Below are 26,507 nucleotides of genomic sequence, written 5' to 3'. Positions count from 1 at the left end.
AATCATAAAAAAGTGAGTTATTCTTATGTACATTTGATGCAACAGTTTTCAATACCATTCCTGAGATATTAATTAAGATGAATATAAAATATTCATTTTTTGAAATTGCTGTTTAGTGTCCAGTAACGATCTGTAATAATCAATATTATAAAATCATATTATGGCGTGTGAAATCAAAAAATCCGGCAATACGAATTCCACAATAGAAAAGCAGGAAGGAGACGATGGATTAATAATAGAACATGACACAGAAAAAACTTTGCTTCACCCATTTTTTGTGAGTGCTTTAAAAAGTATTTATAATCATGAGAATGAAGATGGCAAGCTGGCAGATACTACCGGTTTTGATGATAAGCGTAGAGATTAAAAGGGTACAGTATATTTTATAGTTTGCTTATCACAGGCTTATTTTAACCATGAAATCAATAAATATGAACTCTCAGAAAATAATACATAGCCTGAAACACAAAGAATTTATAAAAATAATTCATAAAGGAGACTGTTTTGAAGATGGAGCAGCTGTTTATGCTAAAGAAATTGAAGAAAATATTTTTCTTTTGTTCATCATCCTGAAAGATATTGATATTGAAAATATACAAGCACTCATTGCTCATTTTGACAGCTTCACCAGCATTGGACTGAAAGAACCGGAACAAATCATGTTTTACCTGTCTATTAAAGATAAAAATGACCTCCATTATTTCGAGCAGTATTTGAAAGCTTCCCATAACTAATACCATTGTCTGAATATGATATTTGAGAACGACACCTTACGGGATTCCGGGTTGAATGATAAAAATAATATGATAGAGAATGAGTCTCTGTTTCCACCTATAATCAATTCATACGGAGTGACGGCCTTTCTGATCAATTCTTTGGAGAAGATCAAAAATAATGCAACGTGTGATATCCTTAAAGGAACAATAAATGCATGCATTGAAGAGTATATTCTTCATATCCGTGAATTTCATTCCAAGAATACATCGTTTACTGATGAGAGAGAAACTGAAGTAAGGTTTGAATCACCTTCTTTCACTTTATATGCAAAAACAGCTTATTACAAGGTTTTGAAAGAGGAAGAATATATCAGTAGATTTCTTGATATTCTTGAGAACAACAAAACAGATTAGGTTTTGAGCAGTCTTATTGAAAATGCCTTTGAATTGTAATCAGATCTTAAAAAAGACCTTTCACACCATTTACAATACTTAATCATGAAAGCTGCTGTATTCATTTGTTCAGCAGCTTTCTGGTCTCTTTTATAATCGTTTTAAATGAACCTCACAAAATAAAATATTATGGAATTTCAACAGAATCTTCTCAATTATATAAGTCAGTTTCTGGTAGCCGCTGACGAATCTGTTTCAATTGCGGAAAGTGTTACTTCCGGTTGTCTGCAGCTTGCTTTCTCACAGATGTCGGATGCCCTTTTATTCTACAAAGGTGGAATGACAACTTATACGTTGACTGAAAAAGTGAGACTTCTTAAGGTAAACAGACCCGGACCCGATGATCATGACGGAGCGGGGGAAGCAATTTCTCAGGCTATGGCTCTCAGTGTGGCAAAACATTTTGAATCCGACTGGTCCATTTCTACAACGGGTTATTGCACCCCAGTTATTAATTCTGGATATAAGGTTTTCGCCTATTTTTCGTTTTCCTATAAAGGAGAAATAATTCTTACCAAAAAATTAGAGCTGCATCCTAAGACTCAGGCTTTAAATGCTCAGCTATACTATACAGAATTTATTCTTGGATGTTTTAAAAGTGAACTCAACAGGATGCTAATTCTAAAATAGACATTGGAGTTAAATGATAGTGTATACAAAAACTTTAATTTTTATTCACCTTTGGCTTTGTCTGCATAATTGCAAAATATGATGTTGTAAATGCAGACAGACTTTGGTAACCCACCTTATACGCTACTTCACTCAAAGTATATTGTTGGGTATCTATTAGCTCAATACTTTTTAAAACTCTGGTCAACTGAAGGTATTTTTGTAAGGTAATTCCTGTTTCATTTTTAAAAATTCTCTGGAGACTTCTCACAGACATTTGTGCTTTTTCTGCTAAAGAATCAATATCCAGATTATATTTAAAATTAGAATTGATATCATTGCATACAGGAATCATCATAAAAAAGTGAGTTATTCTTATGTACATTTGATGCAACAGTTTTCAATACCATTCCTGAGATATTAATTAAGATGAATATAAAATATTCATTTTTTGAAATTGCTGTTTAGTGTCCAGTAACGATCTGTAATAATCAATATTATAAAATCATATTATGGCGTGTGAAATCAAAAAATCCGGCAATACGAATTCCACAATAGAAAAGCAGGAAGGAGACGATGGATTAATAATAGAACATGACACAGAAAAAACTTTGCTTCACCCATTTTTTGTGAGTGCTTTAAAAAGTATTTATAATCATGAGAATGAAGATGGCAAGCTGGCAGATACTACCGGTTTTGATGATAAGCGTAGAGATTAAAAGGGTACAGTATATTTTATAGTTTGCTTATCACAGGCTTATTTTAACCATGAAATCAATAAATATGAACTCTCAGAAAATAATACATAGCCTGAAACACAAAGAATTTATAAAAATAATTCATAAAGGAGACTGTTTTGAAGATGGAGCAGCTGTTTATGCTAAAGAAATTGAAGAAAATATTTTTCTTTTGTTCATCATCCTGAAAGATATTGATATTGAAAATATACAAGCACTCATTGCTCATTTTGACAGCTTCACCAGCATTGGACTGAAAGAACCGGAACAAATCATGTTTTACCTGTCTATTAAAGATAAAAATGACCTCCATTATTTCGAGCAGTATTTGAAAGCTTCCCATAACTAATACCATTGTCTGAATATGATATTTGAGAACGACACCTTACGGGATTCCGGGTTGAATGATAAAAATAATATGATAGAGAATGAGTCTCTGTTTCCACCTATAATCAATTCATACGGAGTGACGGCCTTTCTGATCAATTCTTTGGAGAAGATCAAAAATAATGCAACGTGTGATATCCTTAAAGGAACAATAAATGCATGCATTGAAGAGTATATTCTTCATATCCGTGAATTTCATTCCAAGAATACATCGTTTACTGATGAGAGAGAAACTGAAGTAAGGTTTGAATCACCTTCTTTCACTTTATATGCAAAAACAGCTTATTACAAGGTTTTGAAAGAGGAAGAATATATCAGTAGATTTCTTGATATTCTTGAGAACAACAAAACAGATTAGGTTTTGAGCAGTCTTATTGAAAATGCCTTTGAATTGTAATCAGATCTTAAAAAAGACCTTTCACACCATTTACAATACTTAATCATGAAAGCTGCTGTATTCATTTGTTCAGCAGCTTTCTGGTCTCTTTTATAATCGTTTTAAATGAACCTCACAAAATAAAATATTATGGAATTTCAACAGAATCTTCTCAATTATATAAGTCAGTTTCTGGTAGCCGCTGACGAATCTGTTTCAATTGCGGAAAGTGTTACTTCCGGTTGTCTGCAGCTTGCTTTCTCACAGATGTCGGATGCCCTTTTATTCTACAAAGGTGGAATGACAACTTATACGTTGACTGAAAAAGTGAGACTTCTTAAGGTAAACAGACCCGGACCCGATGATCATGACGGAGCGGGGGAAGCAATTTCTCAGGCTATGGCTCTCAGTGTGGCAAAACATTTTGAATCCGACTGGTCCATTTCTACAACGGGTTATTGCACCCCAGTTATTAATTCTGGATATAAGGTTTTCGCCTATTTTTCGTTTTCCTATAAAGGAGAAATAATTCTTACCAAAAAATTAGAGCTGCATCCTAAGACTCAGGCTTTAAATGCTCAGCTATACTATACAGAATTTATTCTTGGATGTTTTAAAAGTGAACTCAACAGGATGCTAATTCTAAAATAGACATTGGAGTTAAATGATAGTGTATACAAAAACTTTAATTTTTATTCACCTTTGGCTTTGTCTGCATAATTGCAAAATATGATGTTGTAAATGCAGACAGACTTTGGTAACCCACCTTATACGCTACTTCACTCAAAGTATATTGTTGGGTATCTATTAGCTCAATACTTTTTAAAACTCTGGTCAACTGAAGGTATTTTTGTAAGGTAATTCCTGTTTCATTTTTAAAAATTCTCTGGAGACTTCTCACAGACATTTGTGCTTTTTCTGCTAAAGAATCAATATCCAGATTATATTTAAAATTAGAATTGATATCATTGCATACAGGAATCAGTCTTGTATCAGCAGGTACAGGAATTTCCAGGCCGCTGCTTTCCTTGCAGAAATTGGGAAGGCTCTTTAAAATAGCTTTAAAAAAGATATCCTGCTCTTCATTTTCATCAAGAGACTGGTTCCATTTTGAGGCATACAAAAGCATTTCTTTCAAAACAGGCGGAACAGCAAATACCTGAACATTCTGATAAAATTCATCTTCAAAAACAGATTTGAAAAGAAATACCATCAGATTAACGGTTTGTGCCTCTGAGGTAATTTTATGGGCTTTTCCTGAGGGAATCCAGATGACATGATGCTGTGGGACAAGATAAATTTTCCTGTCAATATGAAAATACTGATAACCTTCTTCCACAAATGTAAGCTGGGCACGGGTATGCCTATGCTCATAATCATCATGTTTCCAGTTTTTTTCGCACCACACATAAGCTTCTTTTTCTATTGAATCTACAAACTGGCTTTCCGTTTTTTCAATCAGGCCACATTTCATGTTGTCGTTTTGTATGTATATTTTGGCAAATTTAATAAAAACGACAGTAGTAATTTTGTATTATCAATGTAATAACTACATGATTAATTCAAAATATAATCTATATCTTATTCAGAATGAAAAAATTATGTCTTTTTTTTATTTTAATTTTATTATCTAATACCAACAACATCATGGCACAAAATAAAGCTAAAATATTGGTTCTTATCCATTCAGACAATGGCGGAACTTACGAACTGGCTAAAGAAATAGCCAAAGGAATGGAAAGCGAAAATAATGCAGTTCCTTATATCAAATTAGTCAAAGCCTCACAGAATCCAACCCTGAAAAATCTTCCTGTAGCAACAGTAGATGAACTCACATCTTATGATGGAATTGCTTTTGGTTCGCCGGTTTATTTCGGGAATATCAGTACGGGGATGAGTGAATTTTTATCGAAAACCGTTCAGTTGTGGACTAATAATGCTTTGGAAGGAGTTCCTGCCACTGTCTTCATGTCTGCCGGAAGTGGAGCAGGAAAAGAACTTGCGCTTCAGGCATTCTGGAACAGCCTTGCGGTACATGGTATGATATTGGTTTCTAATGGAATTCGTGGAACTGAAGAACTTAATAAAGCTATTCCACAGGGAAATACCGTTTTAGGAGTTACAAGCATGGCTTCTTTAAAAGATGTTGAAAGACCTACTAAAGGAGAAAGAAATATTGCTGAGCTTCAGGGGAAAAACTTTGCGAAAGTAGCATTGGCACTAAAAGATACCCGCCTGAAAAAAACTGTTGCTATTGCTGAACATCACCCAAATTTCAATGAAATATTGAAGCAGAAAAATATTACACTTCCACAGGTTCCAAAACCTGCAGGGAATTATCAGCCGTTTGTCCGTTCCGGAAATCTGGTATTTATCAATCAGGTTGCCCTGAAAGACGGGAAAATTTTCAATCCGGGAAAATTAGGTGTTGAAGTAAATGAGCAGCAGGTAAAAGACGCTACAAAAGTAACCATGCTGAACGTAATTTCAGTATTAAATGAAGCGGTGGGAGGAGATTTAAGCAGAGTAAAACAATGTGTTCAGCTTACAGGAATCTTTAATACCAAAGATGATTATACAAAACATGCAGATCTGATGAACGTTGCTTCCGACCTTGCTGTTGAAGTCTTCGGGGAAAAAGGAAAACATGCCAGAGCTACTTTGGGGGCATCTTCTATTCCTGTGGGTTCTTCTGTAGAAATTCAGGCTGTTTTTGAAGTAGAGTAAGCTGTTTTTTTTAAATTACAATACAGGTGTCTCAGATATACTCAGATGGTAAGGCTATAAATCCTAAACTATTGTCGGCTTGAACTAAATTCCTGTGTAAATCTGAGACCATTATGATTGAAAAATATTAGAAAAATGTAGAAAAAACTTCAGCAATCAAGGGAATACTCTGTTCCAGCTGTTCTTCAGAAAGTGCTCCATAACTCAATCTGAACCCATTTATATTATTTAGGCTGTATTGTTTAGGATGAATAATTTTAATGTTTTTTTCCAATAATAAAGCAGTTGTCACATCCCAGTCCAATTGTATTTTAGGAACAATCCAAAAAGCCAGACCACCTTCGGGCAAAGTAAAATCGGCAATATCTTTCATGTGCTTCTTCAACAATTCAAAAACAAAATCTCTTTTGTTCTTATAATGAACGGTTGCTTTTCTGATATGCTTTTTTATGGAACCTTCTTTAATGAGCTGAAGAACCGCGTGTTCCATAATGACATCTCCATGTACATCAATAATCTTTCTAAGATCACCAATTTTTTTTAATAATTCCTGATTTTTAGTAGCCAGATAACCGATCCTTAAAGCAGGTGCTACCACTTTGCTTAAAGTCCCGATATATACATAATTGTTCAGCTCAGGAAAACTTGAAACCGGAAGAATAGGACGATATCCGAAGTGAAACTCATTATCATAATCATCTTCAATGATGGTCATATTATATTGGTTTGAAAGCTCAATCAGTTTTAATCTTCTTGAAAGGCTTAGAGTAACTGTAGTAGGGTATTGCCTGTGGGGAGTAATGTAAATTGCTTTTATATTCTGATGCTGTTTTACAAGTTTTTCAATAATCTCAATACTTATTCCTTCCTGATCTACAGGCACGGACAAAAGTTGTGCTCCCGCATACTGAAACGCTTGCCAGGCAGGCTGATAGCCAGGATCTTCTACGATAACAATGTCACCGGGACTTAAAAGACTCTGAGCAGTCAGAAACATTCCCATCTGACTGCCCCGGGTAATGGAAATTTCATTTTCATGAATATGCATTCCGCGCTGATGATTAAGCATTTGCGAAATCATTTTTCTGAATTCTATGTCGCCATGTTCATCTCCATATCCCATCATCTGCCACTTTGCTTTGATGCTGAATATTTGCCTGTAAGCTCTTGCCAGTTCTGTCACAGGTGCAATTTTACTGTCGGGATGGCCATCATCGAAATTGATTAAAATCCCATTAGGAATTACCCGTCGATTAGGGGAATCATACAATTCTTCTGGATTTTTTTCATGTAAGACAGGGAGCTTTTCTGATACGAAAATACCTTTTCTTTCTCTCGAAATTACCCATTCTTCGTTGATCAGCACCTGATAGGCTTCTACAACAGTATTTCTGTTGATTTTCAAATTCTGTGCAAGATTTCGGCTTCCGGGAAGTGCATCGCCGGCTTTTAACCTTCCTGATCGGATATCTGTAATGATGGTGTCTGCAATCTGTAGATAAACTGCTTTTTCAAGCTTCTTATCAATTTCTAATTCTAATTTCCAAGGGCGTAGCATCTGGACTATCTGTTTATATAAAAACTGAATCATTTAAACAGTCCAAATATAGAATAATTTTGTCATGCAATAAAGCACAAAACCCTAATAATTTAAAAAATCATGAACAAAAAACAATTCAGTTCTAAAGACTTTCACGAAACTTTTGCAAGACCAAAGTATGTAAAGCCAAGCCATCTGATCCACAAAAATGTAGAAAATGCAGGAGAACACAATCAGTTTTCAACAGAAAGAAAACATCCGGTTTTCTTTGTAGATCTTCCGAGTAAGAATGTGAGCATGACGATTGGAGGACTGATTCCCGGACAGCAAACCAACAGACACCGTCATACTTATGAGACTGTATTATTTGTGATTGAAGGAAAAGGCTGGACAGAAGTAGAAGATGAAAGAGTATATTGGGAAGCAGGAGATGCCGTATACATTCCTTCATGGGCCTGGCACAAACATCAGAATTTGAGCGATACAGAACCTGCCAAATATATTGCCTGCGAAAATGCCCCTCAGCTGCAGAACTTAGGTGTCGCTTTAAGAGAAGAAGAAGGCAGAGACCTTTAATCGCAGAGATTTAAACCATTAAGATACTGGATATGATTTCCTTTCAAGGCGAAACTTACTATTCTTAATTACTTACGCCTTCTTAATGGTTTACAATTATTTTCAATTTTTAAATCAGCAAAACATGAAAAATGTTCCATTTAAAGGGATTATTGCTTATCCCATTACACCTTTTGACAAAAATGAAAAAGTAGACATTCCTCTTTTTAAACACCTGGTAGAAAGACTGATCACTTCCGGAAGCCACGGTATTGCTCCATTGGGAAGTACAGGGGTAATGCCTTATTTATCTGACGAAGAAAAGGAAGAAGTTACAGAAGCTGCTTTACAGCAGGTAAAAGGCAGAATTCCTACGTTGGTAGGGGTTTCCAATCTTACAACAGAAAAAACAATTCACCATGCTCAGTTCGCAGAAAAAGCTGGAGCAGATGCGGTGATGATTATTCCGATGAGCTACTGGAAGCTTACTGACGACGAAATTGTAACGCATTATGATGCTGTAGCACGTAAAATATCTATCCCGATTATGGCGTACAATAATCCGGCAACAAGTGGAGTAGACATGTCTCCGGCTTTGCTGAAAAGGCTGTTGGAAATTCCTAATGTAACCATGATTAAAGAAAGTACGGGAGATATTCAGAGGATGTATTATCTGAGAAGAGAACTGGGGGAAGATGTTGCATTCTACAACGGCTCCAATCCTTTGGCTCTGGCGGCTTTTTCTGCGGGAGCAAGAGGATGGTGTACTGCAGCTCCCAATCTTATTCCGGAACTGAATATCAGTCTTTATCATGCGGTGGAACAAGGTGATCTTGAGAAAGCAAAAAGAATTTTCTACCAGCAGTTTGATCTTTTAAAATTTATTGTGAACAAAGGATTGCCGAGAGCTGTGAAATCAGGTCTTAATATTTTGGGTGAAGATGGCGGGAATTTGAGAAGTCCTTTGAAACCTTTACATGAAAAAGAAACTGAAGAATTAAAAAATATTATGAAAATCCTTATCAATTAGTACAATCTTATAATCTTGTAAAAAAGAGGCTGTCTGAAAAGGACAGTCTTTTTTATGCTCTTTATTTTGAGAATTCTGTTTTTTTTATGGGTATTATTTTTTATCCAGATATTCATCATCCCTCCAAATACATAAAAGATTTTTTTCATTCTGTTAATTTTTGAGATTAGTAATCTGTCAAATATATTTTTTTGAATTTTAATTTAATTCCATTGAATTTCCTACATTTCCAGCTCTATAATTCTTTTTGCCATTTTCAGATTCATGCTTTCCGGAATTAAACCCATCAGAAAATTACGGAATGAATTTCCTTTTTCCCATTGCGAAATCTTTCCTATGGTACGGCTTGTATTGACGATATAATCCACCTTTTTTCTTCTGATATTTTGAAACGCTTCAAAAACAGCATTGAAATCCTGATTTTTTTCCAGCAGTTTTCCGATAATATAAGCATCCTCAATAGCCTGGCAGGCACCTTGTCCCATATTGGGAGTGGTAGCGTGGGCTGCATCTCCGGTAAGACATAAGTTTTCAGTATACCATTTAGGAATAGGTGAGAGGTCAGAAATGATATTACAAATGATATTTTCGCTTTCAGTAGCTTCAATAAGTTGTAAAACCAGGGAATCAAAATCTTTAAAAATATCTGCAAGTGATGCATCTAGGCTGAAGCTGTTTTCATTGATGCAGGCATACCAGTAAACCTTTTTTTTAGAAATTTTTACAAATCCGAAACGCTTTCCTTTGCCCCACATTTCAAAAGCTTCCTGATGATGTTTTTCAGGCAGATCAAAATCTACCAGGCCACGCCAGCATTTTTGACCGGAACTCCGTATGATACCGGTTTTTAAGATCTGATTACGGATAGGGGATTTGATACCGTTTGCTCCAAAAACGATTTTACTTTCAATCTGATTTCCGTTTTCAAAGTGTAAAATATAGTTTTCCTCTTTTCTTATTGTTTGCAGTGAATGATTTAATTGGAGACAGCCAGAAGGAAGGCTTTCCGCCAAAATCTTTTGAAGTTCGGCCCGGTGAATAGCAACATTGCAGGAATTATAGTGTGTTTCCAGTTCAAGGATTTCTGTTTTTGAGATGGTCTGCAAAGATTCATTGGCAATAACAATCCGGTGGATTTTATTTCCTGCATTCTCAATCTTTTCTTTCAAACCTAAGTGATTGAAAACCTGCATCGCATTGACCGCCATCATAATTCCGGCTCCTACAGGCTTTATTTCAGGAGTGGATTCATAGATCGTAAAATCATACTGATGTTGTTTCAGAACATTTCCGAGGGTAAGTCCCCCGATTCCGGCTCCTATGATTGAAATATTGTTCATGTATACTTTTTTAGTAGGATGTCACAACATTGCGAAAGATTCTAATTGCTTAACTTATAAACTTAAAATATAACTTTCCGATACTTTTTTAAAACCATACTTGCTGAAAAAATTATGAGCTCCATGATTGCTGACTCCGCTTTCCAGTAAAATAAAACTGATATTCCAGTTTTTAGATTCGTGAATCGCTTCCTCCAGAAGTTTACTTCCAAGAGACTGGCCTCTCACAGACTGGTCTAAAAGCATATCCTCCAGAATGGCATATTTTTTAAAAGGACTGTTGATCACATTAAAAACCATCATACCGACAATTTGCCCGTTTTCGTTTTCAGCAATCAGAATATTAACTTTGGAACTGCCATCGGAATTAAAATCGGTGATCAGCTGTTCTGTCAGAATCAGCTCAAGATCAGGATTCCAGTGGTGTGAGTCTATCGCTCTTCCGGACATCATTTCGCCGTGAGAAATATAAGCATCTGTTTTGTGGGTAATAAAAAAGTCTACAAGCTCTTTCACGCGGTTTTTATCGGTAAGCCATTGGGTTGTATATTTCATGAGGTGATGGTTTTTATTTAAAATTTTTCAGTTCTGCCAGCAATTTATTCTGCTTATTGATAACTTGATTGAGATGATCTGTTTTCAGAGGATGCGCATTCTGGTACTTTTCAATTTCAGGAAGTGTCTTTCTGATTTTGAATACAAGGTATTGATCATGAACTGCTGCTCTGTTTGCTTTTATTTTGGCGATGAGGTCCCGTATAGTCTGTGTTTTTATATCATATTTTTCAGAGCTGGCCTTTATCTCTTTTTCAATTTGTTTCTTTGTAACAGAATCGGTTACCGAATTGGATAATGCCGTTGCATCATTATAGTATGTTTCTGATTTTTGAATAACATCATCATACTCGGTAATTGCATCCTCAGTTTCCTGATTAATAACCGTTATTCTTTTGTCAAGATCCTGTAAAGTTTTGTCGTTTTTTACAAGCTCCTGATAGATTTCATGAACAAGGTTTCCTTCACGTGAGGAGTATCTGGTATTTTTTTTAATAGTTTCTGAAACTGAGGATTCAGCATTGTCAACTGCATTTTCTACGGTAGGAGCCTGGCGGTTATTTTCTTTGCAGGAAAGTAAAGAAAGTATCAGAACAGAGCCGAAAAATATTTTTTTCATAGTATGTTTTGTTTGGATTGAAAATCAGCATCATATCCAAAGCAGCTAAAATTAATCATTTCAATTCTAACACAACTGATAAAGGATATGATTTTAATTAGTTGAACAAACGTTGAAAAATGTTACATCCATAAAAAACGGAGCCTGAAAACAGACTCCGCCTATAAAGTTTTTTACGCTAAAATTATTTACCCAGGTAAGATTTAAGGATCTTGCTTCTGGTATTGTGTTTTAGTCTCTTAATTGCTTTTTCTTTGATCTGACGAACTCTCTCTCTTGTAAGATCGAAAGTTTCACCAATTTCTTCTAAAGTCATTGGGTGTTTTCCGTTCAGTCCGAAGTATAATCTTACCAAATCAGCCTCTCTTGGCGTTAAAGTATTCAATGCTCTTTCAATCTCGATTTGCAGAGATTCAAGCATCAGATCTTTATCAGGACTTGGAGATTCTCCTGAACGTAATACATCATAAAGATTAGAATCTTCACCTTCCACTAAAGGAGCATCCATAGACAGGTGTCTTCCGGAGTTTTTCATAGATTCTTTGATATCTTCCTCGCTCATGTCAAGAACTTCAGCCAATTCTTCCGGAGAAGGCGGTCTTTCATTTTCCTGCTCAAGGTGAGCGTATGCTTTATTGATTTTGTTGATAGATCCAATCTTGTTCAATGGTAATCTTACAATTCTTGACTGTTCAGCCAATGCCTGTAGGATTGATTGACGGATCCACCATACTGCATAAGAGATAAATTTGAAACCTCTAGTTTCATCGTACCTTTTTGCTGCTTTCATTAATCCTAAGTTACCTTCATTAATCAAATCGGGTAAAGAAAGACCTTGATTTTGGTATTGCTTAGATACAGATACTACGAAACGAAGGTTGGCTTTGATTAATTTCTCAAGTGCGGCTCTGTCACCTGCACGTATCCTTTGTGCCAATTCTACTTCCTCGTCCGCAGTAATCAGTTCCACTTTACCAATTTCCTGCAAATACTTGTCTAATGAAGCAGTTTCCCTGTTGGTAACCTGCTTAGTGATTTTTAATTGTCTCATTTATTTTTTCCTCAAAAAAGAGTTACTATAATATATACGTATGAAAAGGTATAAAGGTTACACAAGGTTCAATATTTTTTGTACAATGTATATTATAAAATGTATTAATGATTTTTTTAATAATAGGTTAAATCACTGATAACTAAATTGTTGTGTGTTTTGGTTTATAATTTAAAAAAATAAATATAAATTCTAAAAGAGGTAAATTCATTTACAAACTTTATAATTTCCTTAAACCTTAAACAAAAAAAAACGAAACCGAAGTCCCGTTTTTATATTTAAGAGTTATATTTTACATTATATTGGATTAAACAACCCGCAACTTGTAACTCGAAATCCTTGCTTAGAAAAGCTCATTCAATACTTTCGCCAGTCTTAATCCTCCGTAAAGAAGCTGTCTTTCCATCGTTTCATTAAACTTGTACTGATAGTCGTAAGACAATTTAGAATCGTTTGGAGTCTGTGCATAGATCTTATTGGCAATTTTATGAGAATCATACAGCCAGTCTTCCAGTGTTCCGGATTGAACCTGTGCTACTTCTTCTTTAGATTTGATATCTAAAAGCTTGGAATATTCAGTGTAGCTGTATTTTTGAGAATCTACTAACTTTCCATCCCAAACAGAGTGTAAATTGGTTTTTTCCCCGAAATACGTAACATTGATTTTGTTTCCGCCCAAATCTTCAGCCCTTCCTACGTGAAGTGGCTGTGCAAGGTCTCCCATAATGTGAATGAGGAAGATTAAAGCAATTTTTCTGTCTTTTTCAGAAGTGTTTTTGTCTTTGATCTGGCTGGATAATGTGTTTACCTGAGTATAAAGGCTTGGTCCTGCCTGTGCTTTTAAGTTTTGTTCAAAAGCTTTAAAATCAGTCATCGGATCAATGTTTACATAATGCCATGATGAAGCCTGCTTCCATGCACCTGTTGTGTCAGATTTGATAAAATCCGGCCAGTTTGCCCAGTAAGCCAGACGCTCTTTCCCCATGATCTTTTTAATCTCTCTTCTCGCTTTGCGGGAAAGGTGGTTTTCTGCAATGTCTGCAATCACTCTGTGTCCCGTTAATCCCCACGCATAAGAATAAAGTGAAGAGGCCATGAATGCTAAAATCAGAATTTTAGAATAAATACTTTTCATTTTAAATAACAATTTTCAGTCTGCAAAGATACGGCCCGCTTTCGGAATGAGCATACATAATCCTGAATTTATTCCATAAGATGATATTAATAAAATTTAATTTACATAAAAGCATAATCATCTTAGTTTTTAATAGATTAGAAAGTACTGAAGATAAAGGCAGAAAACTTTTTATATCCTATATAAAATCTAAAATAAAACCATAATTACAAACTTACTTTAAACCTTGAATCCTAAACAATTGGTTCTGAATACTTAATTTTAAATCCTAAAAAGCAAGTAAATTTTCCATTTACCGTATTTTCACGGAATTTGTAGAAAATTATTACTATTAATGTCAACTAATTATTATTTTTAAAATAAAATTGTTGTAAAAATATTTTTTCAAACTTATGAGATATATTATCTTTACAAGTCATAATCAGAGGAAACACTATGTATGAGAATAATATTGTAGATATGCATTACAATAAACTGCAGACAGATTTTAAGGCTGAAGCTGTGGCTGTAAACCTATTGAAATACCATCGTGCGGTAAGCAATATCTTCATTGAGCGTGTGGGGGTGAATGACCGTGCTTACCTGAAAGATATTAAAAGTATTTCAAGCAGTTATTTGGGATTTGATGAGGAAGTCTTTACTATACAGAGTTACAGAGAAGGCATTTACGACTATCTTCCGGAAGGGTTATTTCATCCGCCGTCCCTGGGGGCTTCCAGAAAGAATGTAGATACTGTGGTAAGGGAGATCCGGAAGCAGAAAAGGGTAGAAGATGATGCCCGCAGGTTTTTCCGTCCTTTTGAGCTGGAAGTATTTTTTACAGAAATCAGTGCTTTGCTTAAAGAATCAGAATTTGATATCACCAGTAATACGGATTCTTTGCTGGAAACCATAAGTGAGCTTTGGCCTATGATCAAAATGCTGGACGAGCAGAGTGCTTATATTTTCATGCATATTCTGCCGTTTTTCCATCAGATCAGGGGAGACAAGAGATGGTTTGAAAGATGCATGACTGCTTTTCTGCAGATACCGGTACAGGTAAGTTTTTCACCTAATATTATTGATGGAATTGAGAAAAATGATGATTCCATGTTACTGGGGAATTCAAGATTGGGAGTTACCTATATTCCAAGCGGACCTCATATGGACGGGCAGCGAAACTGGGTGGTGAATATTGGTCCTATTCCTTATGAGGATATGAAGAAGTTTATTCCCGGAAGTCCGTTTAGAAATGTACTTCAGGCTCTTTATGACTATTTTCTTCCCGTAACAGTGGATGTGGAAGAGAATTTTGTCACAGAAAAAGAGGAATATTCATTCAGTCTTGAGGACGATGAAAGAAATGCCAGCCGCCTTGGATACTCTACATTCCTCTAAATTATTTTATTATATTTACAGTTACCAACAAAGTATAAATTCGAAAAGAAACAAATGGAAATTTCTTCAGTAAAAGGTATTTTTTTAAGGTATATCTTAATGCCTTTAATCGCAATTATTATGATGGTTATACTCGGTGTAATCAGGAGAAATAAACCTGCGATAAAAATTAAAGTAATTATTATATACGTACTCCTTTGCAGCTTATGCCTGGCTATTCCGGGTTTTTTTGGATTTGCGGGAAACCTTTTTAATCCGTATTGGTATCTTATTGCGCAGGTGATCTACCTTATTTTGGGGATTATTCATGTGAATCTGTTGCATAAATATTTCAAAAAGCACATCGATTCTTTTGCAATGAGTATTCTGTTTGAATCTATCCTTTCATTGACTTGTATAGCCTTGGGCGGATATCTTTTCACACTGATCTTCAACTGGATGAGCAAAGGCACAGGATACGCTGTGATGGCTGCAACAAGTATGGTGATTTTTGTGGTTCCAATGGTATTTTATTACTGTTATATTCAGTTTATCAGTATCCCTTTTGATATTTATAAAACATGGAGATATTCTCCGGAGCAGAAACTTCCAGATTTTGAAGGTGCAGATTTTGACAGGTTAATGGTCCTGAATGTTGAGTTAAGCAAAAAATTAGAAGATACCAACCGTTTCAGAATTAAAGCGAAAACACTTCCTACAGGAGTTACGTTCGGAGATTGGTTCTACAGAGTAGTGGATGATTACAATCACAAAAATCCGGGTTCAATAATTCATCTTTCAGACGAAGGAAATGAGCCTTACTACTGGATCTTTTACACTAAAAAATCTTTTTTCAGTTTTAGAAAATATATAGATTTCGACCATGACATTACCACAAACAGCATTTCTGAAAATGAAGTGGTGATTTGTAAGAGAGTTATTCAGCATGAAGAGGAGGGAGTCACAAGAAAATCATAAACACAAAAATTAAAAAGTATTAAACATGATACAGCCTATTAAACATTTTGCCATCAATTGGGTGGATGGGATGAAAGTTTCCCAGAGACACCTTAATGATCAGGATAATTTCTTAATTGATACTATCAGAGATTCCAATTCCCTTGGGATTACTACATATAACTACGGACTTCTGCCTATTTCCAATGAATTTACAGACCGTACCATTTTTGATGTTCACAACACGGCAACCAATGATGTACAGCTGGTAATCAAGCGTTGCAGCGCTGTGACAATGGCAGGATACCGTATTGAGCTGACGGACAGAAGAATCAGCGTGAAATCATTAGCGAAATCAATGAATGAAGACCAGGCAGATGGAGAATATTATATTCTGATCTCTGTAAATCCCTTTGATAAAGTACCTTTCGGAGATATTGATCCTGAGGAAATTCCGCCGCGTCACCCAAGTGCACAGCCGAACCATCATATTGAACTGCTTCCTGTAACGTCTTTGAACAGCAGCTATTCAGGAGGAAATTATCTTATCATCGGTAAGGTAGATTTAAAAGGAAATATTGCTCAGGTAGATTCCAACTTTATTCCGCCTTGTACTTCCGTACAGAGTCATCCGGCTTTGGTAGACTATTACAGCAGCTATGCGAAGTCTATCGGAAACCTTCAGCAGTATGCTTTTAAAATCATTCAGAAAGCATCGCACAAAAACCAGAATACAGCGTTGGCACAAAACGTTAAGTTTTTGTGTACTACCATGGTAAATACTTTCGGCGATATGTATTTCCAGTTCAGAAATATTACGCCATGGCAGCCGCCTGTATTTTTAATTGAGTCTTTTGCAAGACTGGCACTTCATTTATACAATTCAACCCAGCTTCTTGTTCCTGCAGAATTGGAGGAAATGCTGAACTACAGTCTGGAATGGAGTGAGATTGCTCCTCATACTTTACTTAACCAGCTTTCTATTGTAGCAGAAACGAATTATGACCACCACAATTGTGGTGAACCTTTGCTTTATATCCAACAGATGTTGAGAAGCCTTGAAATTATTTTCTCTAAACTAAGCGAGCTTGATTATATCGGGCAGAGAAAAGAAAATATCATCGTTAATGAGCAGGAAGTTTCCACGAACACAAACCCAAAAAGAGGTTGGAGTGTTTTAGATTAGAAATTGAATCCCGGATGAAAATTCGGGATTTTTTATAGACGTTTTTAGGAAAAATTAAAAGTAAATTTGCTGTAAGGATCAATAAAAATGAATTTAGAAGTTATAAGACAGGATACTCCGGGATGTTCGGGTAAGATATTTTTAAACAGTGCAGGGGCTTCATTAATGCCCAAATCTGTTGTGGAGACAACCATTAAGTTTTTATATGAAGAACAGGAATTGGGAGGGTATGCAGCAGCGGTGCAAAACCCGGGTATCATCAATCAGTTTTATGAAGAGACGGCAAAATTGATTAATACAAAGCCTTCCCATATTGCATTTGTAAGCAGTTCTACAGATGGATATGCAAAAGCTTTATCCAGTATTGATTTTAGAGAAGGAGATTGTATCATTACCACCAATGATGATTATATATCCAATCAGATTGCTTTTATTTCTTTGCAGAAAAGATATCATATTGAAATCATCAGAGTGGACAATCTTCCTGACCATGAATTAGATCTTGAGGCCTTTGAAAATCTGATCAAAAAGTATAACCCAAAATTAATTGCTGTTACTCACATTCCTACTAATTCTGGTTTAATCCAGAATATAGAAGGAGTGGGGAAGTTGTGTAAACAATATGATGTTCTGTATCTTGTGGATGCTTGCCAGTCTGTAGGACAGATTGTGGTGGATGTTGAAAAAATCCATTGTGATTTTCTCACGGCAACCGGGAGGAAATTTATACGTGGACCAAGAGGAACTGGATTTTTGTATGTTTCAGATAAAGTATTAAACAAGAAAATGTATCCTCTGTTTTTAGATAGTTTTGGTGCTCAATGGACAGCATTTGATGATTTTCAGCTCAATGATACTGCTAAAAGATTTGAACTTTTTGAAAGACCTTATGCTGCTTTAGCTGGATTTGCAGAAGCTTTGCGCTATGCCAATGCCATTGGAATGGATCAAATAGAGATCTACAACCGCAAGTTAGCAGATACCTTAAGAATCAATCTGCAGAACTACGGTTTCAGAGTGTTGGATCAGGGAAATAGGTTAAGCAGTATTGTAACTTTTTGCCAGGCAGATGGAAAGGTTGAAAAAATTCATAAGGCTTTGAGTGATAACAATGTATTTTTCAAGGAAAACCGCAGAGAAGATGCACTCATTGATTTTACCTCTAAAAATGTAGATCATGCGATCCGTTTATCCCCTCATTATTTTAATACGATGGAAGAAATTGAAAGAGTATCACAACTTTTAGAAAATATCAACCATTAAAATGACGGTTTTAAATTTGAAGCGTCCTGGCATCCGCCAGGGCGCTTCAATTTTATTTTTTGTTCAGAAGATCAAGCGTATGTTCCACATGTCCGCCTCCTTTCCATTCATCGTGTCCCGGAATAATCAAAGTTGCCTGTGAATATTTGGTTTTCAGCTTTGTCATGGTTTGCGGCCATTGGGCAACGTTGGCTTCTCCTGTGTAGCCAAGATCAACGGCAGCTTTGCTCTTGACAAGACATCCTCCATCCAGTATTTTATATTTTGGAAACCAAACCACTACATTATCAGCAGTATGTCCTTCACCAAGAAAGTCTACCACAAATTTTTCACCACCAATACGGTAAAGTTTTCCTGTTTTAATAAGTTCAGTGGAAGTTGCTTTTCCGTCTTTCTTCAAAAGCTCATTGGTTTTCGCTGTAGCGTAGGTTTTGATTCCTTTGTTATTATAAAAGCTTAAATCTCCGGCTCTGTCATCATGTGAATGCGTTGCAAATACAGCAATAACAGGAAGGCTATGGCGTTTCTGAATAGTATCCAGCAAACTTTGATATTGGGTTTTCTGCCATGGAACATCAAACAAAACAACTCCTTTTTTGGTTACCAGATAAACGGCATTGGTAGAATATTCTTTACCTCCAAATACACCAAAAGTTTTATAAATATAAAAGTTGGGTTTAATCTGAGGTTCAATCACGAAATCTCTTACCTGAGTAGTCTGAGCATTTGCAAATGGACTTAGTAACATCGAAATAATAAAAAACGGAATGCTTTTCTTCATAATTTTTTGAGTAATAATTAAAGGTTGGGTATTTGTCGGAAAGACAAAGCCTGTAGAAAGTTTTGCAAACCTAGGTAAAAATAAATTTTCGGGTATTTAGAGAAGAAGAGTTTAACCGTTTTTTAACAGTTTGAGGAATAGAGTAAAAGTAGATTTATATGAATGTCAGACCTAACAGGTTTTTAAAACCTGTTAGGTCTATTTGGGATAGAGCATTAAGTAAAATTTTGCTGTAAGCTTAAAATCAGAATGATTAACCTTAACTATACTTTTCTCCTTACGATTCTTAATTGTTTAAATTTTTGAAAAACCTGATTTTTTTTAATGCAAATCTGTTCGGTTTATTTTTAAGTGGTAATGGTTTATTTCTTAACCAGTATTTTCTCAGTAGCTTTTTTGCTTAGAATTTCTGTTTTGCCCTCAATTTCTATCGTCATGGATTTATCAAAACTTTCTATTTTTACAATTTTCACTTTTGTATTGAGCAGCAATTTTCTGTCGTTCAGATACGTCAGGAAAGCATCATCAGAAAGGGTAACAGAAGCAAAAGTTACATTTTCTCCCGGTTCACAACTGCTTAATTTTTGTAAATCCTGGGCAATGATATTACCATCTTTATCGGGAATAGGTTCTCCGTGAGGATCAAATTTAGGATGATCCAGGATTTCGTCCATTTTATCAAAGAAGATCTGCGAATGCACATGCTCAAGCTGCTCTGCAATCTCATGGACGTTTTCCCAGCCGAAATTCATTTTTTTAACCAAAAACATTTCCGTAAGTCGGTGTTTACGAACGACCAGGGCTGCTTCACGTCTTCCATTTTCTGTAACGATTAAGGGTTTATAGGTTTCATAAATAACCCACTTTTTTTCTGCAAATTTCTTCATCATATTATTAACACTCGGCATTTTTACATTCAAAAATTTGCTGAGCTCATTAATCGTAACCTTTCCTTCATTGTCAACTAAATGAAACAAAGCTTTCAGGTAATTCTCTTCTGTTAGGGTTGTTTTCAAAATGTTAGATGATTTTCACTACAAATCTAACAAAATAAAATGGAAAGTTGGCTCTTGTTATTTTAACTTTTTTTACTTTTACTCTATGAAATTTTCATTCAAAAACGATTATTCTGAAGGCTGCCATCCTAATATTTTACAGGCCCTTTCACAGCATAATCTTGTACAGCAGGCTGGCTATGGAGAAGATGAGTATTCATTAAAAGCGAAAGCATTAATTAAAGAAAAGATCAACAGTCCGGATTCGGAAGTTTTTTTAGTTTCTGGTGGAACGCAGGCTAACTTAATTGTTATTTCTGCCATTCTAAAACCTTATCAGTGTGTAATATCTGCTGCTCCCGGGCATATCCTGAATAATGAAACAGGAGCTATTGAAGCTACAGGCCATAAAGTACTGAGCATTGAAACGGCAGATGGAAAAATAAAACCTTCAGATATTGTTCCTATTTTAGAAGGACACAGTAATGTGCCACATCAGGTGATGCCTAAACTGGTGTATATCTCGAACTCTACAGAGCTGGGAACAATTTACCAGGCAAAAGAACTGGAAGAACTCTCCGCATTTTGTAAGGAAAATAAATTATACCTGTTTATGGATGGAGCAAGGCTGGGGCATGGACTGACAGCAGAGATCAGTGATCTCACCCTTGAAAAAGTAGCTGCTCTTACCGATGTTTTCTATCTTGGAGGAACTAAAAACGGAGCTTTGATAGGAGAGGCAATTGTGATAAATAATCCTGTGCTGCAGGAAGATTTTGCTTTTAATATCAAACAAAAAGGAGCGTTATTGGCAAAAGGAAGACTGTTGGGAATTCAGTTTATGGAACTCATGAAAGACAATCTGTATTTTGAGCTGGCACAACATGCCAATCAGCAGGCGATGAAAATTAAAAAAGCTCTGCAGGAAAAAGGAACAGCTTTTCTTTCCGATACCTATACCAACCAGATTTTTCCTATTTTAAATAACGATCTTATTGAGGTATTGTCTGAAAATTTTGAATTCTATGTCTGGAAAAAAATAGATGAAAATTTTTCAGCTATTCGTCTTATTACTTCATGGAGCACAGGAAATGAAGCTGTGAACCGTTTTATTGAAATAATTAAACAGAATTAATATAAAATTAAAAGGCTGTCTCCAAAGTGTCATTCTGAACACAGACTGAAAGTCTGCGAACAAAGTTCTGGAATGTAGTGAAGAATCTCATCTGGTTGTTTATGATTGAGATTCTTCCTTCGTCAGAATGACAAAAGTCCTAGTGGACTTTTGAGACAGCCTCTTTTTTGTTTTATAATGGATTATTTTTTCAGAGCTTCGCTTACGGCCTTACAATCTGCAGGGCTTAGCTTCTGCCCGTCTTTATAACTGATTTTTTTCTCGTCAGCATATTTGGATTGTCCGTCTTCTTCTTTATGATCGCCAATACCTTCTGTTAAAACATTATCCTTTTGAAGAAAGTAGATATCTCTTTTGCTCTTTTTACCTTCAGAAGTAAATTCATACGTTAATTTCAGGGTATCTCCGGATTTGAAACCCGTTATATCTCCTTTTGAACTGTCTTTTTCACTGTTTTTATAAGATAATTTTCCGGTGATTGTTCCTAAATTGTCATCAATAGAAGCAAAAACACTGTCTTTTCCTGTAACCCCGATATAACAGAACGATTTTGGTCCAAGAGTATCTATTACAGGTTCTTCCACGGCAATGGTATCTGCTTCTACTTTGGGAGCCGGTGCTTCAGTTTTCTTATTACAGTTGATTAAAAAAGCTGATACAGCGCCCAATAAGATTAATTTTTTCATATCCTTAATTGTTAAAAATCAAATTTCTATTCTGCTAAAATAATAATAGTATTTGTATATTAAAAATAGGATATGAAGAGATAATGATTTTATGATGAAAATTAATATTTCAGAAAATGAATTTTAATGAAAAATATTAATTGAAAAAATACATTGAAATTATTAATACTTACGGCATGAATTAACAGGTCGCTCCTCTGGAGCTATAATTTTAAAGCAAATACGTTCTATTAACAGTTAGTTCTTATTAGAGCTGAATTTGATCCCATCGGGATCTACTGTTAATAGAAAAAATGAAGTCTCCGTAATAATAAAGCTCCGGAGGAGCGACCTGTTAATTATACTTTAATCTAATTGGACAACAATGTTTAAAAATATTGCTCATAATGAAATACTATTTTAATGCTCTTAAAACTGTCTAATGTTTTTAGGCATGAAAAATGATTTACTCTTTAAAATTGATTGTAATGAAAAAGATGGCGAAAGTGCTGAGTTTGGGATTATTTATTTTAGGTTTATTTTTTGTTCCGGCACAAGCGCCCCAGAATTATATTTATACTTCCTCAGTAGATCTGCATAGAATTGAAAAGATGATAACCCGCAAAGATATTGGCGGAGTACAGATTGTCTATAACTGGAAAGCTTTGGAAACATCAAAAGATGTATATGATTTTTCTGTTATTGAAAAAGATCTGAATTATCTGACAAGCCTGAATAAAAAACTATTTATACAACTTCAGGACAGATTTTTTGAACCACAGGCAAAATATATTCCTGAATATGTTTTGAAAGATAAAGAATATACAGGAGGATTGGTTCCTCAGTATGATAACCCGGGTGAAAATAAACCTGTTGGAAACGGTTGGGCTACCCAGCAATGGAATCCGGCTGTAAGGCAGAGATTTCAGAAACTGATAGCAGAGCTGGCAAAGAAATTTGACGGAAAAATTCAGGGGATTAATCTTCCGGAAACAGCAATCGATATTGATATGAAGAAGGATAAGACAGGCTTTAGCTGCGATCGTTATTTTCAGGCCGAATTGGAAAATCTGAAATTTGCGAGAAGTGCTTTCCGTTATTCTTACGTTCTGCAATATGTCAATTTCTTTCCTTGTGAATGGGAAAATGACCATCAGTATATGTCCAGACTATTTGATTTTGCTTACAAAAATAATATTGGGTTGGGCGGGCATGATATTGTTCCGGATAAAAAAGCACAAATGAAAAATTCTTATCCTTTTTTTAATCGATATAAAGGAAAGCTTTCTCTGGTAGCAATGGCCGTTCAGGAGCCTACTCTGACCTATAAAAATCCGAAAACCAAGAAACCTTTTACCAAAGAAGAATTTACCGAATATGCTGAAAACTATCTGGGCGTTAACATTGTTTTCTGGAGTGTGGAATCTCCCTGGCTGAGAGATCCCAGTTAATTATTCTCCTCTATACTTTTAATATTCCTCTAAAACCTCTTGCCGCATAGTAAGAATCTGCACCATTGTGATAAGTAAATACAGTATTGTACCGTCGGTCGCAGAAAACAGCACCTCCAAGTTCACGGATCTGCGTTGGTGTTTTGATCCAGCTTGAAGTCTTCTGGTCAAATTTTCCCAATTCCTGAAGCTGGCGGTATTCTTCCTCTGTTAAAAGTTCAATGCCCATTTCAGAAGCAGTATCAATGACGTTACTCTCTGGTTTGTTGGCTTTTCTGGCATCCCAGGCTGGATAATCATAGCATAAGCTTCGGCGTTTGGGACTTTCCGGAGAGCAGTCAACGAAGGAATATTCATCCGTTTTTTTATTGTAATCTACTACGTCGGGTTCACCTTCTGTGGTTTCCATTTCGTATAAAGACCGGATCTTTTCGGGATTGCTTTCCAGTTTTTGCTGAATTTTTTCCCATTTCAGATCTTTATGACGGTTCATATTTTTTTCGAAACGGGCTTTTAGTGTTTTTAAAAGCTCGTTGATTTGTTCCTGGGTCAGTTTCTTTTTCATGTCAAATTTTATTTTGTTATATGGATATGTTGAGTGGTATTGTTGGAATTGCGAAGACGCAAATTTTATTAATAATGCCTTGTTTAAAGACACTAGGATTTTATCTGCGATAAAATTTATTCATTTTAATCTTAAAACATTAATCAATAATAGTGATTTTTCTTTCTGCCGGTCTGAAGTACCAGGAAATAATGACCAGTACCAATAATAATACTGCCGGAAAAGTTCTTCCTGCTGTGTCACCCACGATAAGATGGGAAATTACAGCGCCTGACATAACAAAGAAAAAGCCTGCATACGCCCATTCTTTCAACAGTAAACGTTTAGGAATTAAGATCGCAATAACGCCCAGAATTTTCCATACTCCGATAATGGTCATCAGATAAGAAGGATAGCCGAGATTGGTGAAATTAGCCAGTTCATCTTTGTTTTTCATCAGTTGGACAATGGCCGTGGAAACCATTCCCAGAGCCATCCAAAGGGTAAATATCCAATAGATGATCTTTTTTCTTTTTTGTGATGGTTGTGGTGTGTTCATGATCTGTTTTTATAGTTAGTCGTTTAATCCTATTCCTTCCATGATTTTTGGAATACATTTTTCAATGCGGGCTTCACGGGTTTTGGACTGTTTGGCAGAAGAAAAGTGGAGTAGATAGGCTCTTTGTCTTCCGGGAGTTAATGCTTGGAAAGCTTCCTGTAATGCAGGATTTTGATCCAGCTTCTCCTGAAATTCCTCAGCTATTTCAAACTCTTTTGTTTTCTTCATTTCCACTTTAGCGCCTGATTCTTCTATTTCAACGGCTTCAAACATATACGAGCGAAGAACTTCCTCCATATCATTGATTTGCGCTAGCTCTGTAAAGCGGATCTGTCTTGCTGCCTGTACGTTTTTAGACTGCTGAATCAGGATATTGTCAGGATCTTTCATTAAAGCACCTTTGAAGAAGAGAAGGGCACAGTATTCCTTAAAACCGTGGATCAGGAAAATATTCTTCCCTTCATAAGTATAACAGGGGCAGCCCCATTTTAAATCTTCTGTAAGCTCTGTACTCAGGGCAATAGTTCTTAATTTTTCAAATTCTTCCTGCCATTGTCCGGCGTTTTCGAAGAAAAAATTAACTTTTGGATTCATTGTGTGGTATGTTTTAGGGTTTGAGAGTATTAGAGTGGGAGAGGTTTGAGTTATTCTGGATAGTATATAAACCTCGAACCTCGTATCTTGTATCAAATTCTGGTATCACCTATTATCTGCTACCTGCTACCTTTCACCTAATAATTCCTGCAAACGATTATGCGCCCTATTAATACCCTGTGCAAAAGGCATTTTCAGGTGCTGATCTCTGAAGTCTACAGATTTATAAATGGTTTGGATGGTAATTTTGCTGGTGGTATCTGTTAACGTTTCAAATTCCAGAAACTCGAACTGAGCCGGAAAAGGGGTGTTTTCCATCTGGAAAGTTCTTATAATTTTTTCATTCTGAACAATGTCATGAATAGCTCCATTGGCACTGAAAACTACATCTCCCTGAGGGTTTGATGTTTCAAAGCGGTAACTTCCATGTTGTTTGTTTTCAAACTGGGTTACTTTCGTTCCCATCCATTGTTCGAACAATTCAGCTTCTGTATACGCTTTGAAAAGAAGTTCTACAGGAAGATCAAATTCTCTGATGATGAAAATTTCCTGTTTGCCGTCTTCAGCCTGAATTTTTGTTTTAAGTTCCATATTTTGAGTTTGGTGTTTAAGTTTGAGGGTTTGAGAGTGGGAGAGTTCAAGGTTTAAAGTTTAATGTTGTTATCCTTTCACTGCTCATTGACGATTCATTTGCAAAGCAAAATTCACTATTGACACTGGTGTTCACAATTTAAACTTTGACATCCATTGTCTCTTCGTCTCTTCGTCTATTATCTTTTATTACTCTTTTTTCAAGTTCTGAAACGCTTTCATCACACTTTCCAGCTTGTTGAATTTCTCATCCCACATGTTGCGGAAGGGTTCTATAAAATCGGCTATTTCTTTCATTTTATTGGGATTCAGATGATAGATAATTTCTCTGCCGTTTTGTTCAGATCGCAGCAGTTCGCATTCTGTAAGGATCTGGAGATGCTTTGAAACGGTAGGTCTTGCCGTATCAAAATTGGAAGCTATAGCTCCCGCTGTCATCGACTGTGCCGCCACCAGCATCAATATAGACCGTCTTGTAGGATCTGCTATCGCCTGAAATACATCTCTTCTTAAATTCATCGTGTAGTTATTTGACTACAAATATATGTGTAGTCATTTAGCTACGCAAATGTTTTGTATAAAATTTTTGATTGTAATGAA

General features: G+C 35.7%; 32 protein-coding genes and 1 pseudogene. 17 read left to right on the top strand and 16 right to left on the bottom strand.

The features are described 5' to 3' along the window. Positions 1–160 precede the first annotated feature (160 nt). The 4 genes from C8D70_RS02020 to C8D70_RS02005 all read left to right on the top strand — a co-directional run bounded on the left by C8D70_RS02020 (position 161) and on the right by C8D70_RS02005 (position 1,799). Positions 161–367, top strand: a complete 207-nt coding sequence (locus tag C8D70_RS02020) for a hypothetical protein (protein ID WP_110366229.1) — start codon at positions 161–163, stop codon at positions 365–367. 49 nt (positions 368–416) lie between these two features. Beyond that, positions 417–734 (top strand): hypothetical protein, encoded by a 318-nt coding sequence (locus C8D70_RS02015; protein ID WP_110366228.1) that lies wholly within the window; start codon positions 417–419, stop codon positions 732–734. A 15-nt stretch (positions 735–749) separates the two neighbouring features. Continuing rightward, the gene (locus C8D70_RS02010) at positions 750–1,130 is read left to right on the top strand and encodes a hypothetical protein (protein WP_076594652.1); all 381 of its coding nucleotides are present in this window, start codon (positions 750–752) and stop codon (positions 1,128–1,130) included. 168 nt (positions 1,131–1,298) lie between these two features. After that, positions 1,299–1,799, top strand: coding sequence for a CinA family protein (locus C8D70_RS02005; RefSeq protein WP_110366227.1), 501 nt, complete (start codon positions 1,299–1,301; stop codon positions 1,797–1,799). A 34-nt stretch (positions 1,800–1,833) separates the two neighbouring features. Here C8D70_RS02005 and C8D70_RS02000 read toward each other — a convergent pair. Then, positions 1,834–2,133: pseudogene (locus tag C8D70_RS02000) on the bottom strand (helix-turn-helix domain-containing protein); the annotation flags it as partial. A 157-nt stretch (positions 2,134–2,290) separates the two neighbouring features. Here C8D70_RS02000 and C8D70_RS01995 point away from each other — a divergent pair. The 4 genes from C8D70_RS01995 to C8D70_RS01980 all read left to right on the top strand — a co-directional run bounded on the left by C8D70_RS01995 (position 2,291) and on the right by C8D70_RS01980 (position 3,929). Continuing rightward, positions 2,291–2,497, top strand: coding sequence for a hypothetical protein (locus tag C8D70_RS01995; protein WP_110366229.1), 207 nt, complete (start codon positions 2,291–2,293; stop codon positions 2,495–2,497). A 49-nt stretch (positions 2,498–2,546) separates the two neighbouring features. Next, positions 2,547–2,864 carry a hypothetical protein gene (locus C8D70_RS01990; RefSeq protein WP_110366228.1) on the top strand — a complete coding sequence of 106 codons (318 nt, stop codon included), beginning with the start codon at positions 2,547–2,549 and terminating at the stop codon, positions 2,862–2,864. A gap of 15 nt (positions 2,865–2,879) precedes the next feature. After that, a complete protein-coding gene (locus C8D70_RS01985) occupies positions 2,880–3,260 on the top strand; it encodes a hypothetical protein (protein WP_076594652.1) in 381 nt (126 codons plus the stop codon). A gap of 168 nt (positions 3,261–3,428) precedes the next feature. Then, a complete protein-coding gene (locus tag C8D70_RS01980; RefSeq protein WP_110366227.1) occupies positions 3,429–3,929 on the top strand; it encodes a CinA family protein in 501 nt (166 codons plus the stop codon). Positions 3,930–3,963: 34 nt separating this feature from the next. Here the strand turns inward: C8D70_RS01980 and C8D70_RS01975 are convergent, their stop codons facing one another. Beyond that, positions 3,964–4,752: an AraC family transcriptional regulator gene (locus C8D70_RS01975; RefSeq protein WP_228407956.1), complete on the bottom strand. Its 789-nt coding sequence runs from the start codon at positions 4,750–4,752 to the stop codon at positions 3,964–3,966. 116 nt (positions 4,753–4,868) lie between these two features. On the opposite strand from C8D70_RS01975, the gene C8D70_RS01970 reads away from it, so the two are divergent. Next, a complete protein-coding gene (locus C8D70_RS01970; protein ID WP_110366225.1) occupies positions 4,869–6,005 on the top strand; it encodes an Atu1372/SO_1960 family protein in 1,137 nt (378 codons plus the stop codon). A 127-nt stretch (positions 6,006–6,132) separates the two neighbouring features. Here the strand turns inward: C8D70_RS01970 and C8D70_RS01965 are convergent, their stop codons facing one another. Beyond that, positions 6,133–7,563: a PLP-dependent aminotransferase family protein gene (locus C8D70_RS01965; protein ID WP_110366377.1), complete on the bottom strand. Its 1,431-nt coding sequence runs from the start codon at positions 7,561–7,563 to the stop codon at positions 6,133–6,135. Positions 7,564–7,665: 102 nt separating this feature from the next. Between C8D70_RS01965 and C8D70_RS01960 the strand changes: the two genes are divergently transcribed. Continuing rightward, positions 7,666–8,121, top strand: coding sequence for a cupin domain-containing protein (locus tag C8D70_RS01960; RefSeq protein ID WP_076594656.1), 456 nt, complete (start codon positions 7,666–7,668; stop codon positions 8,119–8,121). A 124-nt stretch (positions 8,122–8,245) separates the two neighbouring features. Next, entirely contained in the window at positions 8,246–9,130 is an 885-nt protein-coding gene (locus C8D70_RS01955; RefSeq protein WP_110366224.1) for a dihydrodipicolinate synthase family protein, read from the top strand. A gap of 221 nt (positions 9,131–9,351) precedes the next feature. On the opposite strand, the gene C8D70_RS01950 is transcribed toward C8D70_RS01955, so the two are convergent. From C8D70_RS01950 to C8D70_RS01930, 5 genes are all read right to left on the bottom strand, one after another. Next, complete coding sequence (locus C8D70_RS01950; protein ID WP_110366223.1) at positions 9,352–10,470, bottom strand: FAD-dependent monooxygenase; 1,119 nt, start codon at positions 10,468–10,470, stop codon at positions 9,352–9,354. A gap of 54 nt (positions 10,471–10,524) precedes the next feature. Then, entirely contained in the window at positions 10,525–11,025 is a 501-nt protein-coding gene (locus C8D70_RS01945; protein WP_110366222.1) for a GNAT family N-acetyltransferase, read from the bottom strand. Positions 11,026–11,038: 13 nt separating this feature from the next. Next, the gene (locus C8D70_RS01940; RefSeq protein WP_110366221.1) at positions 11,039–11,644 is read right to left on the bottom strand and encodes a hypothetical protein; all 606 of its coding nucleotides are present in this window, start codon (positions 11,642–11,644) and stop codon (positions 11,039–11,041) included. 184 nt (positions 11,645–11,828) lie between these two features. Further along, positions 11,829–12,695: an RNA polymerase sigma factor RpoD/SigA gene (locus tag C8D70_RS01935; protein ID WP_002979276.1), complete on the bottom strand. Its 867-nt coding sequence runs from the start codon at positions 12,693–12,695 to the stop codon at positions 11,829–11,831. A 343-nt stretch (positions 12,696–13,038) separates the two neighbouring features. Next, positions 13,039–13,830, bottom strand: coding sequence for a S1/P1 nuclease (locus C8D70_RS01930; protein WP_110366220.1), 792 nt, complete (start codon positions 13,828–13,830; stop codon positions 13,039–13,041). A gap of 435 nt (positions 13,831–14,265) precedes the next feature. Between C8D70_RS01930 and C8D70_RS01925 the strand changes: the two genes are divergently transcribed. The 4 genes from C8D70_RS01925 to C8D70_RS01910 all read left to right on the top strand — a co-directional run bounded on the left by C8D70_RS01925 (position 14,266) and on the right by C8D70_RS01910 (position 18,592). Next, positions 14,266–15,207 carry a type VI secretion system baseplate subunit TssG gene (locus C8D70_RS01925; RefSeq protein WP_076594662.1) on the top strand — a complete coding sequence of 314 codons (942 nt, stop codon included), beginning with the start codon at positions 14,266–14,268 and terminating at the stop codon, positions 15,205–15,207. 54 nt (positions 15,208–15,261) lie between these two features. Next, positions 15,262–16,164: a TssN family type VI secretion system protein gene (locus tag C8D70_RS01920; protein ID WP_110366219.1), complete on the top strand. Its 903-nt coding sequence runs from the start codon at positions 15,262–15,264 to the stop codon at positions 16,162–16,164. A gap of 25 nt (positions 16,165–16,189) precedes the next feature. After that, positions 16,190–17,329 carry a hypothetical protein gene (locus C8D70_RS01915; RefSeq protein ID WP_076594664.1) on the top strand — a complete coding sequence of 380 codons (1,140 nt, stop codon included), beginning with the start codon at positions 16,190–16,192 and terminating at the stop codon, positions 17,327–17,329. An 87-nt stretch (positions 17,330–17,416) separates the two neighbouring features. Next, the gene (locus C8D70_RS01910; RefSeq protein WP_110366218.1) at positions 17,417–18,592 is read left to right on the top strand and encodes an aminotransferase class V-fold PLP-dependent enzyme; all 1,176 of its coding nucleotides are present in this window, start codon (positions 17,417–17,419) and stop codon (positions 18,590–18,592) included. A gap of 52 nt (positions 18,593–18,644) precedes the next feature. On the opposite strand, the gene blaIND is transcribed toward C8D70_RS01910, so the two are convergent. After that, positions 18,645–19,373 carry an IND family subclass B1 metallo-beta-lactamase gene (blaIND, locus tag C8D70_RS01905; protein WP_110366217.1) on the bottom strand — a complete coding sequence of 243 codons (729 nt, stop codon included), beginning with the start codon at positions 19,371–19,373 and terminating at the stop codon, positions 18,645–18,647. 362 nt (positions 19,374–19,735) lie between these two features. After that, positions 19,736–20,389 carry a metal-dependent transcriptional regulator gene (locus C8D70_RS01900; protein ID WP_076594667.1) on the bottom strand — a complete coding sequence of 218 codons (654 nt, stop codon included), beginning with the start codon at positions 20,387–20,389 and terminating at the stop codon, positions 19,736–19,738. Between the two features lie 85 nt (positions 20,390–20,474). Here C8D70_RS01900 and C8D70_RS01895 point away from each other — a divergent pair, with 85 nt between their 5' ends. Next, on the top strand, positions 20,475–21,503 hold the full coding sequence (locus tag C8D70_RS01895) for a threonine aldolase family protein (protein WP_110366376.1): 1,029 nt from the start codon (positions 20,475–20,477) through the stop codon (positions 21,501–21,503). Between the two features lie 182 nt (positions 21,504–21,685). Here C8D70_RS01895 and C8D70_RS01890 read toward each other — a convergent pair whose 3' ends face one another. Beyond that, entirely contained in the window at positions 21,686–22,189 is a 504-nt protein-coding gene (locus tag C8D70_RS01890) for a hypothetical protein (protein WP_110366216.1), read from the bottom strand. Positions 22,190–22,656: 467 nt separating this feature from the next. Between C8D70_RS01890 and C8D70_RS01885 the strand changes: the two genes are divergently transcribed. Continuing rightward, a complete protein-coding gene (locus tag C8D70_RS01885; RefSeq protein WP_110366375.1) occupies positions 22,657–23,619 on the top strand; it encodes a hypothetical protein in 963 nt (320 codons plus the stop codon). A 10-nt stretch (positions 23,620–23,629) separates the two neighbouring features. On the opposite strand, the gene C8D70_RS01880 is transcribed toward C8D70_RS01885, so the two are convergent. From C8D70_RS01880 to C8D70_RS01860, 5 genes are all read right to left on the bottom strand, one after another. Beyond that, a complete protein-coding gene (locus C8D70_RS01880; protein ID WP_110366215.1) occupies positions 23,630–24,184 on the bottom strand; it encodes a DUF4256 domain-containing protein in 555 nt (184 codons plus the stop codon). A 139-nt stretch (positions 24,185–24,323) separates the two neighbouring features. After that, complete coding sequence (locus C8D70_RS01875; RefSeq protein ID WP_110366214.1) at positions 24,324–24,722, bottom strand: DoxX family protein; 399 nt, start codon at positions 24,720–24,722, stop codon at positions 24,324–24,326. A 15-nt stretch (positions 24,723–24,737) separates the two neighbouring features. Further along, on the bottom strand, positions 24,738–25,316 hold the full coding sequence (locus C8D70_RS01870) for a YdeI/OmpD-associated family protein (RefSeq protein WP_110366213.1): 579 nt from the start codon (positions 25,314–25,316) through the stop codon (positions 24,738–24,740). 126 nt (positions 25,317–25,442) lie between these two features. Then, positions 25,443–25,907 carry an SRPBCC domain-containing protein gene (locus C8D70_RS01865; RefSeq protein ID WP_110366212.1) on the bottom strand — a complete coding sequence of 155 codons (465 nt, stop codon included), beginning with the start codon at positions 25,905–25,907 and terminating at the stop codon, positions 25,443–25,445. 189 nt (positions 25,908–26,096) lie between these two features. After that, entirely contained in the window at positions 26,097–26,426 is a 330-nt protein-coding gene (locus C8D70_RS01860; RefSeq protein WP_076594672.1) for an ArsR/SmtB family transcription factor, read from the bottom strand. Positions 26,427–26,507 lie beyond the last annotated feature (81 nt).

The organism is Chryseobacterium sp. CBTAP 102 (assembly GCF_003201365.1).
GTDB lineage: Bacteria > Bacteroidota > Bacteroidia > Flavobacteriales > Weeksellaceae > Chryseobacterium > Chryseobacterium candidae.
This window is presented reverse-complemented; position numbering and strand designations above follow the sequence as displayed.

Coding starts and splice junctions, on each gene's coding strand:
- C8D70_RS02020 (WP_110366229.1), top strand. CDS start 161: ATGGCGTGTGAAATCAAAAAATCCGGCAATACGAATTCCACAATAGAA.
- C8D70_RS02015 (WP_110366228.1), top strand. CDS start 417: ATGAAATCAATAAATATGAACTCTCAGAAAATAATACATAGCCTGAAA.
- C8D70_RS02010 (WP_076594652.1), top strand. CDS start 750: ATGATATTTGAGAACGACACCTTACGGGATTCCGGGTTGAATGATAAA.
- C8D70_RS02005 (WP_110366227.1), top strand. CDS start 1,299: ATGGAATTTCAACAGAATCTTCTCAATTATATAAGTCAGTTTCTGGTA.
- C8D70_RS01995 (WP_110366229.1), top strand. CDS start 2,291: ATGGCGTGTGAAATCAAAAAATCCGGCAATACGAATTCCACAATAGAA.
- C8D70_RS01990 (WP_110366228.1), top strand. CDS start 2,547: ATGAAATCAATAAATATGAACTCTCAGAAAATAATACATAGCCTGAAA.
- C8D70_RS01985 (WP_076594652.1), top strand. CDS start 2,880: ATGATATTTGAGAACGACACCTTACGGGATTCCGGGTTGAATGATAAA.
- C8D70_RS01980 (WP_110366227.1), top strand. CDS start 3,429: ATGGAATTTCAACAGAATCTTCTCAATTATATAAGTCAGTTTCTGGTA.
- C8D70_RS01975 (WP_228407956.1), bottom strand. CDS start 4,752: ATGAAATGTGGCCTGATTGAAAAAACGGAAAGCCAGTTTGTAGATTCA.
- C8D70_RS01970 (WP_110366225.1), top strand. CDS start 4,869: ATGAAAAAATTATGTCTTTTTTTTATTTTAATTTTATTATCTAATACC.
- C8D70_RS01965 (WP_110366377.1), bottom strand. CDS start 7,563: ATGCTACGCCCTTGGAAATTAGAATTAGAAATTGATAAGAAGCTTGAA.
- C8D70_RS01960 (WP_076594656.1), top strand. CDS start 7,666: ATGAACAAAAAACAATTCAGTTCTAAAGACTTTCACGAAACTTTTGCA.
- C8D70_RS01955 (WP_110366224.1), top strand. CDS start 8,246: ATGAAAAATGTTCCATTTAAAGGGATTATTGCTTATCCCATTACACCT.
- C8D70_RS01950 (WP_110366223.1), bottom strand. CDS start 10,470: ATGAACAATATTTCAATCATAGGAGCCGGAATCGGGGGACTTACCCTC.
- C8D70_RS01945 (WP_110366222.1), bottom strand. CDS start 11,025: ATGAAATATACAACCCAATGGCTTACCGATAAAAACCGCGTGAAAGAG.
- C8D70_RS01940 (WP_110366221.1), bottom strand. CDS start 11,644: ATGAAAAAAATATTTTTCGGCTCTGTTCTGATACTTTCTTTACTTTCC.
- C8D70_RS01935 (WP_002979276.1), bottom strand. CDS start 12,695: ATGAGACAATTAAAAATCACTAAGCAGGTTACCAACAGGGAAACTGCT.
- C8D70_RS01930 (WP_110366220.1), bottom strand. CDS start 13,830: ATGAAAAGTATTTATTCTAAAATTCTGATTTTAGCATTCATGGCCTCT.
- C8D70_RS01925 (WP_076594662.1), top strand. CDS start 14,266: ATGTATGAGAATAATATTGTAGATATGCATTACAATAAACTGCAGACA.
- C8D70_RS01920 (WP_110366219.1), top strand. CDS start 15,262: ATGGAAATTTCTTCAGTAAAAGGTATTTTTTTAAGGTATATCTTAATG.
- C8D70_RS01915 (WP_076594664.1), top strand. CDS start 16,190: ATGATACAGCCTATTAAACATTTTGCCATCAATTGGGTGGATGGGATG.
- C8D70_RS01910 (WP_110366218.1), top strand. CDS start 17,417: ATGAATTTAGAAGTTATAAGACAGGATACTCCGGGATGTTCGGGTAAG.
- blaIND (WP_110366217.1), bottom strand. CDS start 19,373: ATGAAGAAAAGCATTCCGTTTTTTATTATTTCGATGTTACTAAGTCCA.
- C8D70_RS01895 (WP_110366376.1), top strand. CDS start 20,475: ATGAAATTTTCATTCAAAAACGATTATTCTGAAGGCTGCCATCCTAAT.
- C8D70_RS01890 (WP_110366216.1), bottom strand. CDS start 22,189: ATGAAAAAATTAATCTTATTGGGCGCTGTATCAGCTTTTTTAATCAAC.
- C8D70_RS01885 (WP_110366375.1), top strand. CDS start 22,657: ATGAAAAAGATGGCGAAAGTGCTGAGTTTGGGATTATTTATTTTAGGT.
- C8D70_RS01880 (WP_110366215.1), bottom strand. CDS start 24,184: ATGAAAAAGAAACTGACCCAGGAACAAATCAACGAGCTTTTAAAAACA.
- C8D70_RS01875 (WP_110366214.1), bottom strand. CDS start 24,722: ATGAACACACCACAACCATCACAAAAAAGAAAAAAGATCATCTATTGG.
- C8D70_RS01870 (WP_110366213.1), bottom strand. CDS start 25,316: ATGAATCCAAAAGTTAATTTTTTCTTCGAAAACGCCGGACAATGGCAG.
- C8D70_RS01865 (WP_110366212.1), bottom strand. CDS start 25,907: ATGGAACTTAAAACAAAAATTCAGGCTGAAGACGGCAAACAGGAAATT.
- C8D70_RS01860 (WP_076594672.1), bottom strand. CDS start 26,426: ATGAATTTAAGAAGAGATGTATTTCAGGCGATAGCAGATCCTACAAGA.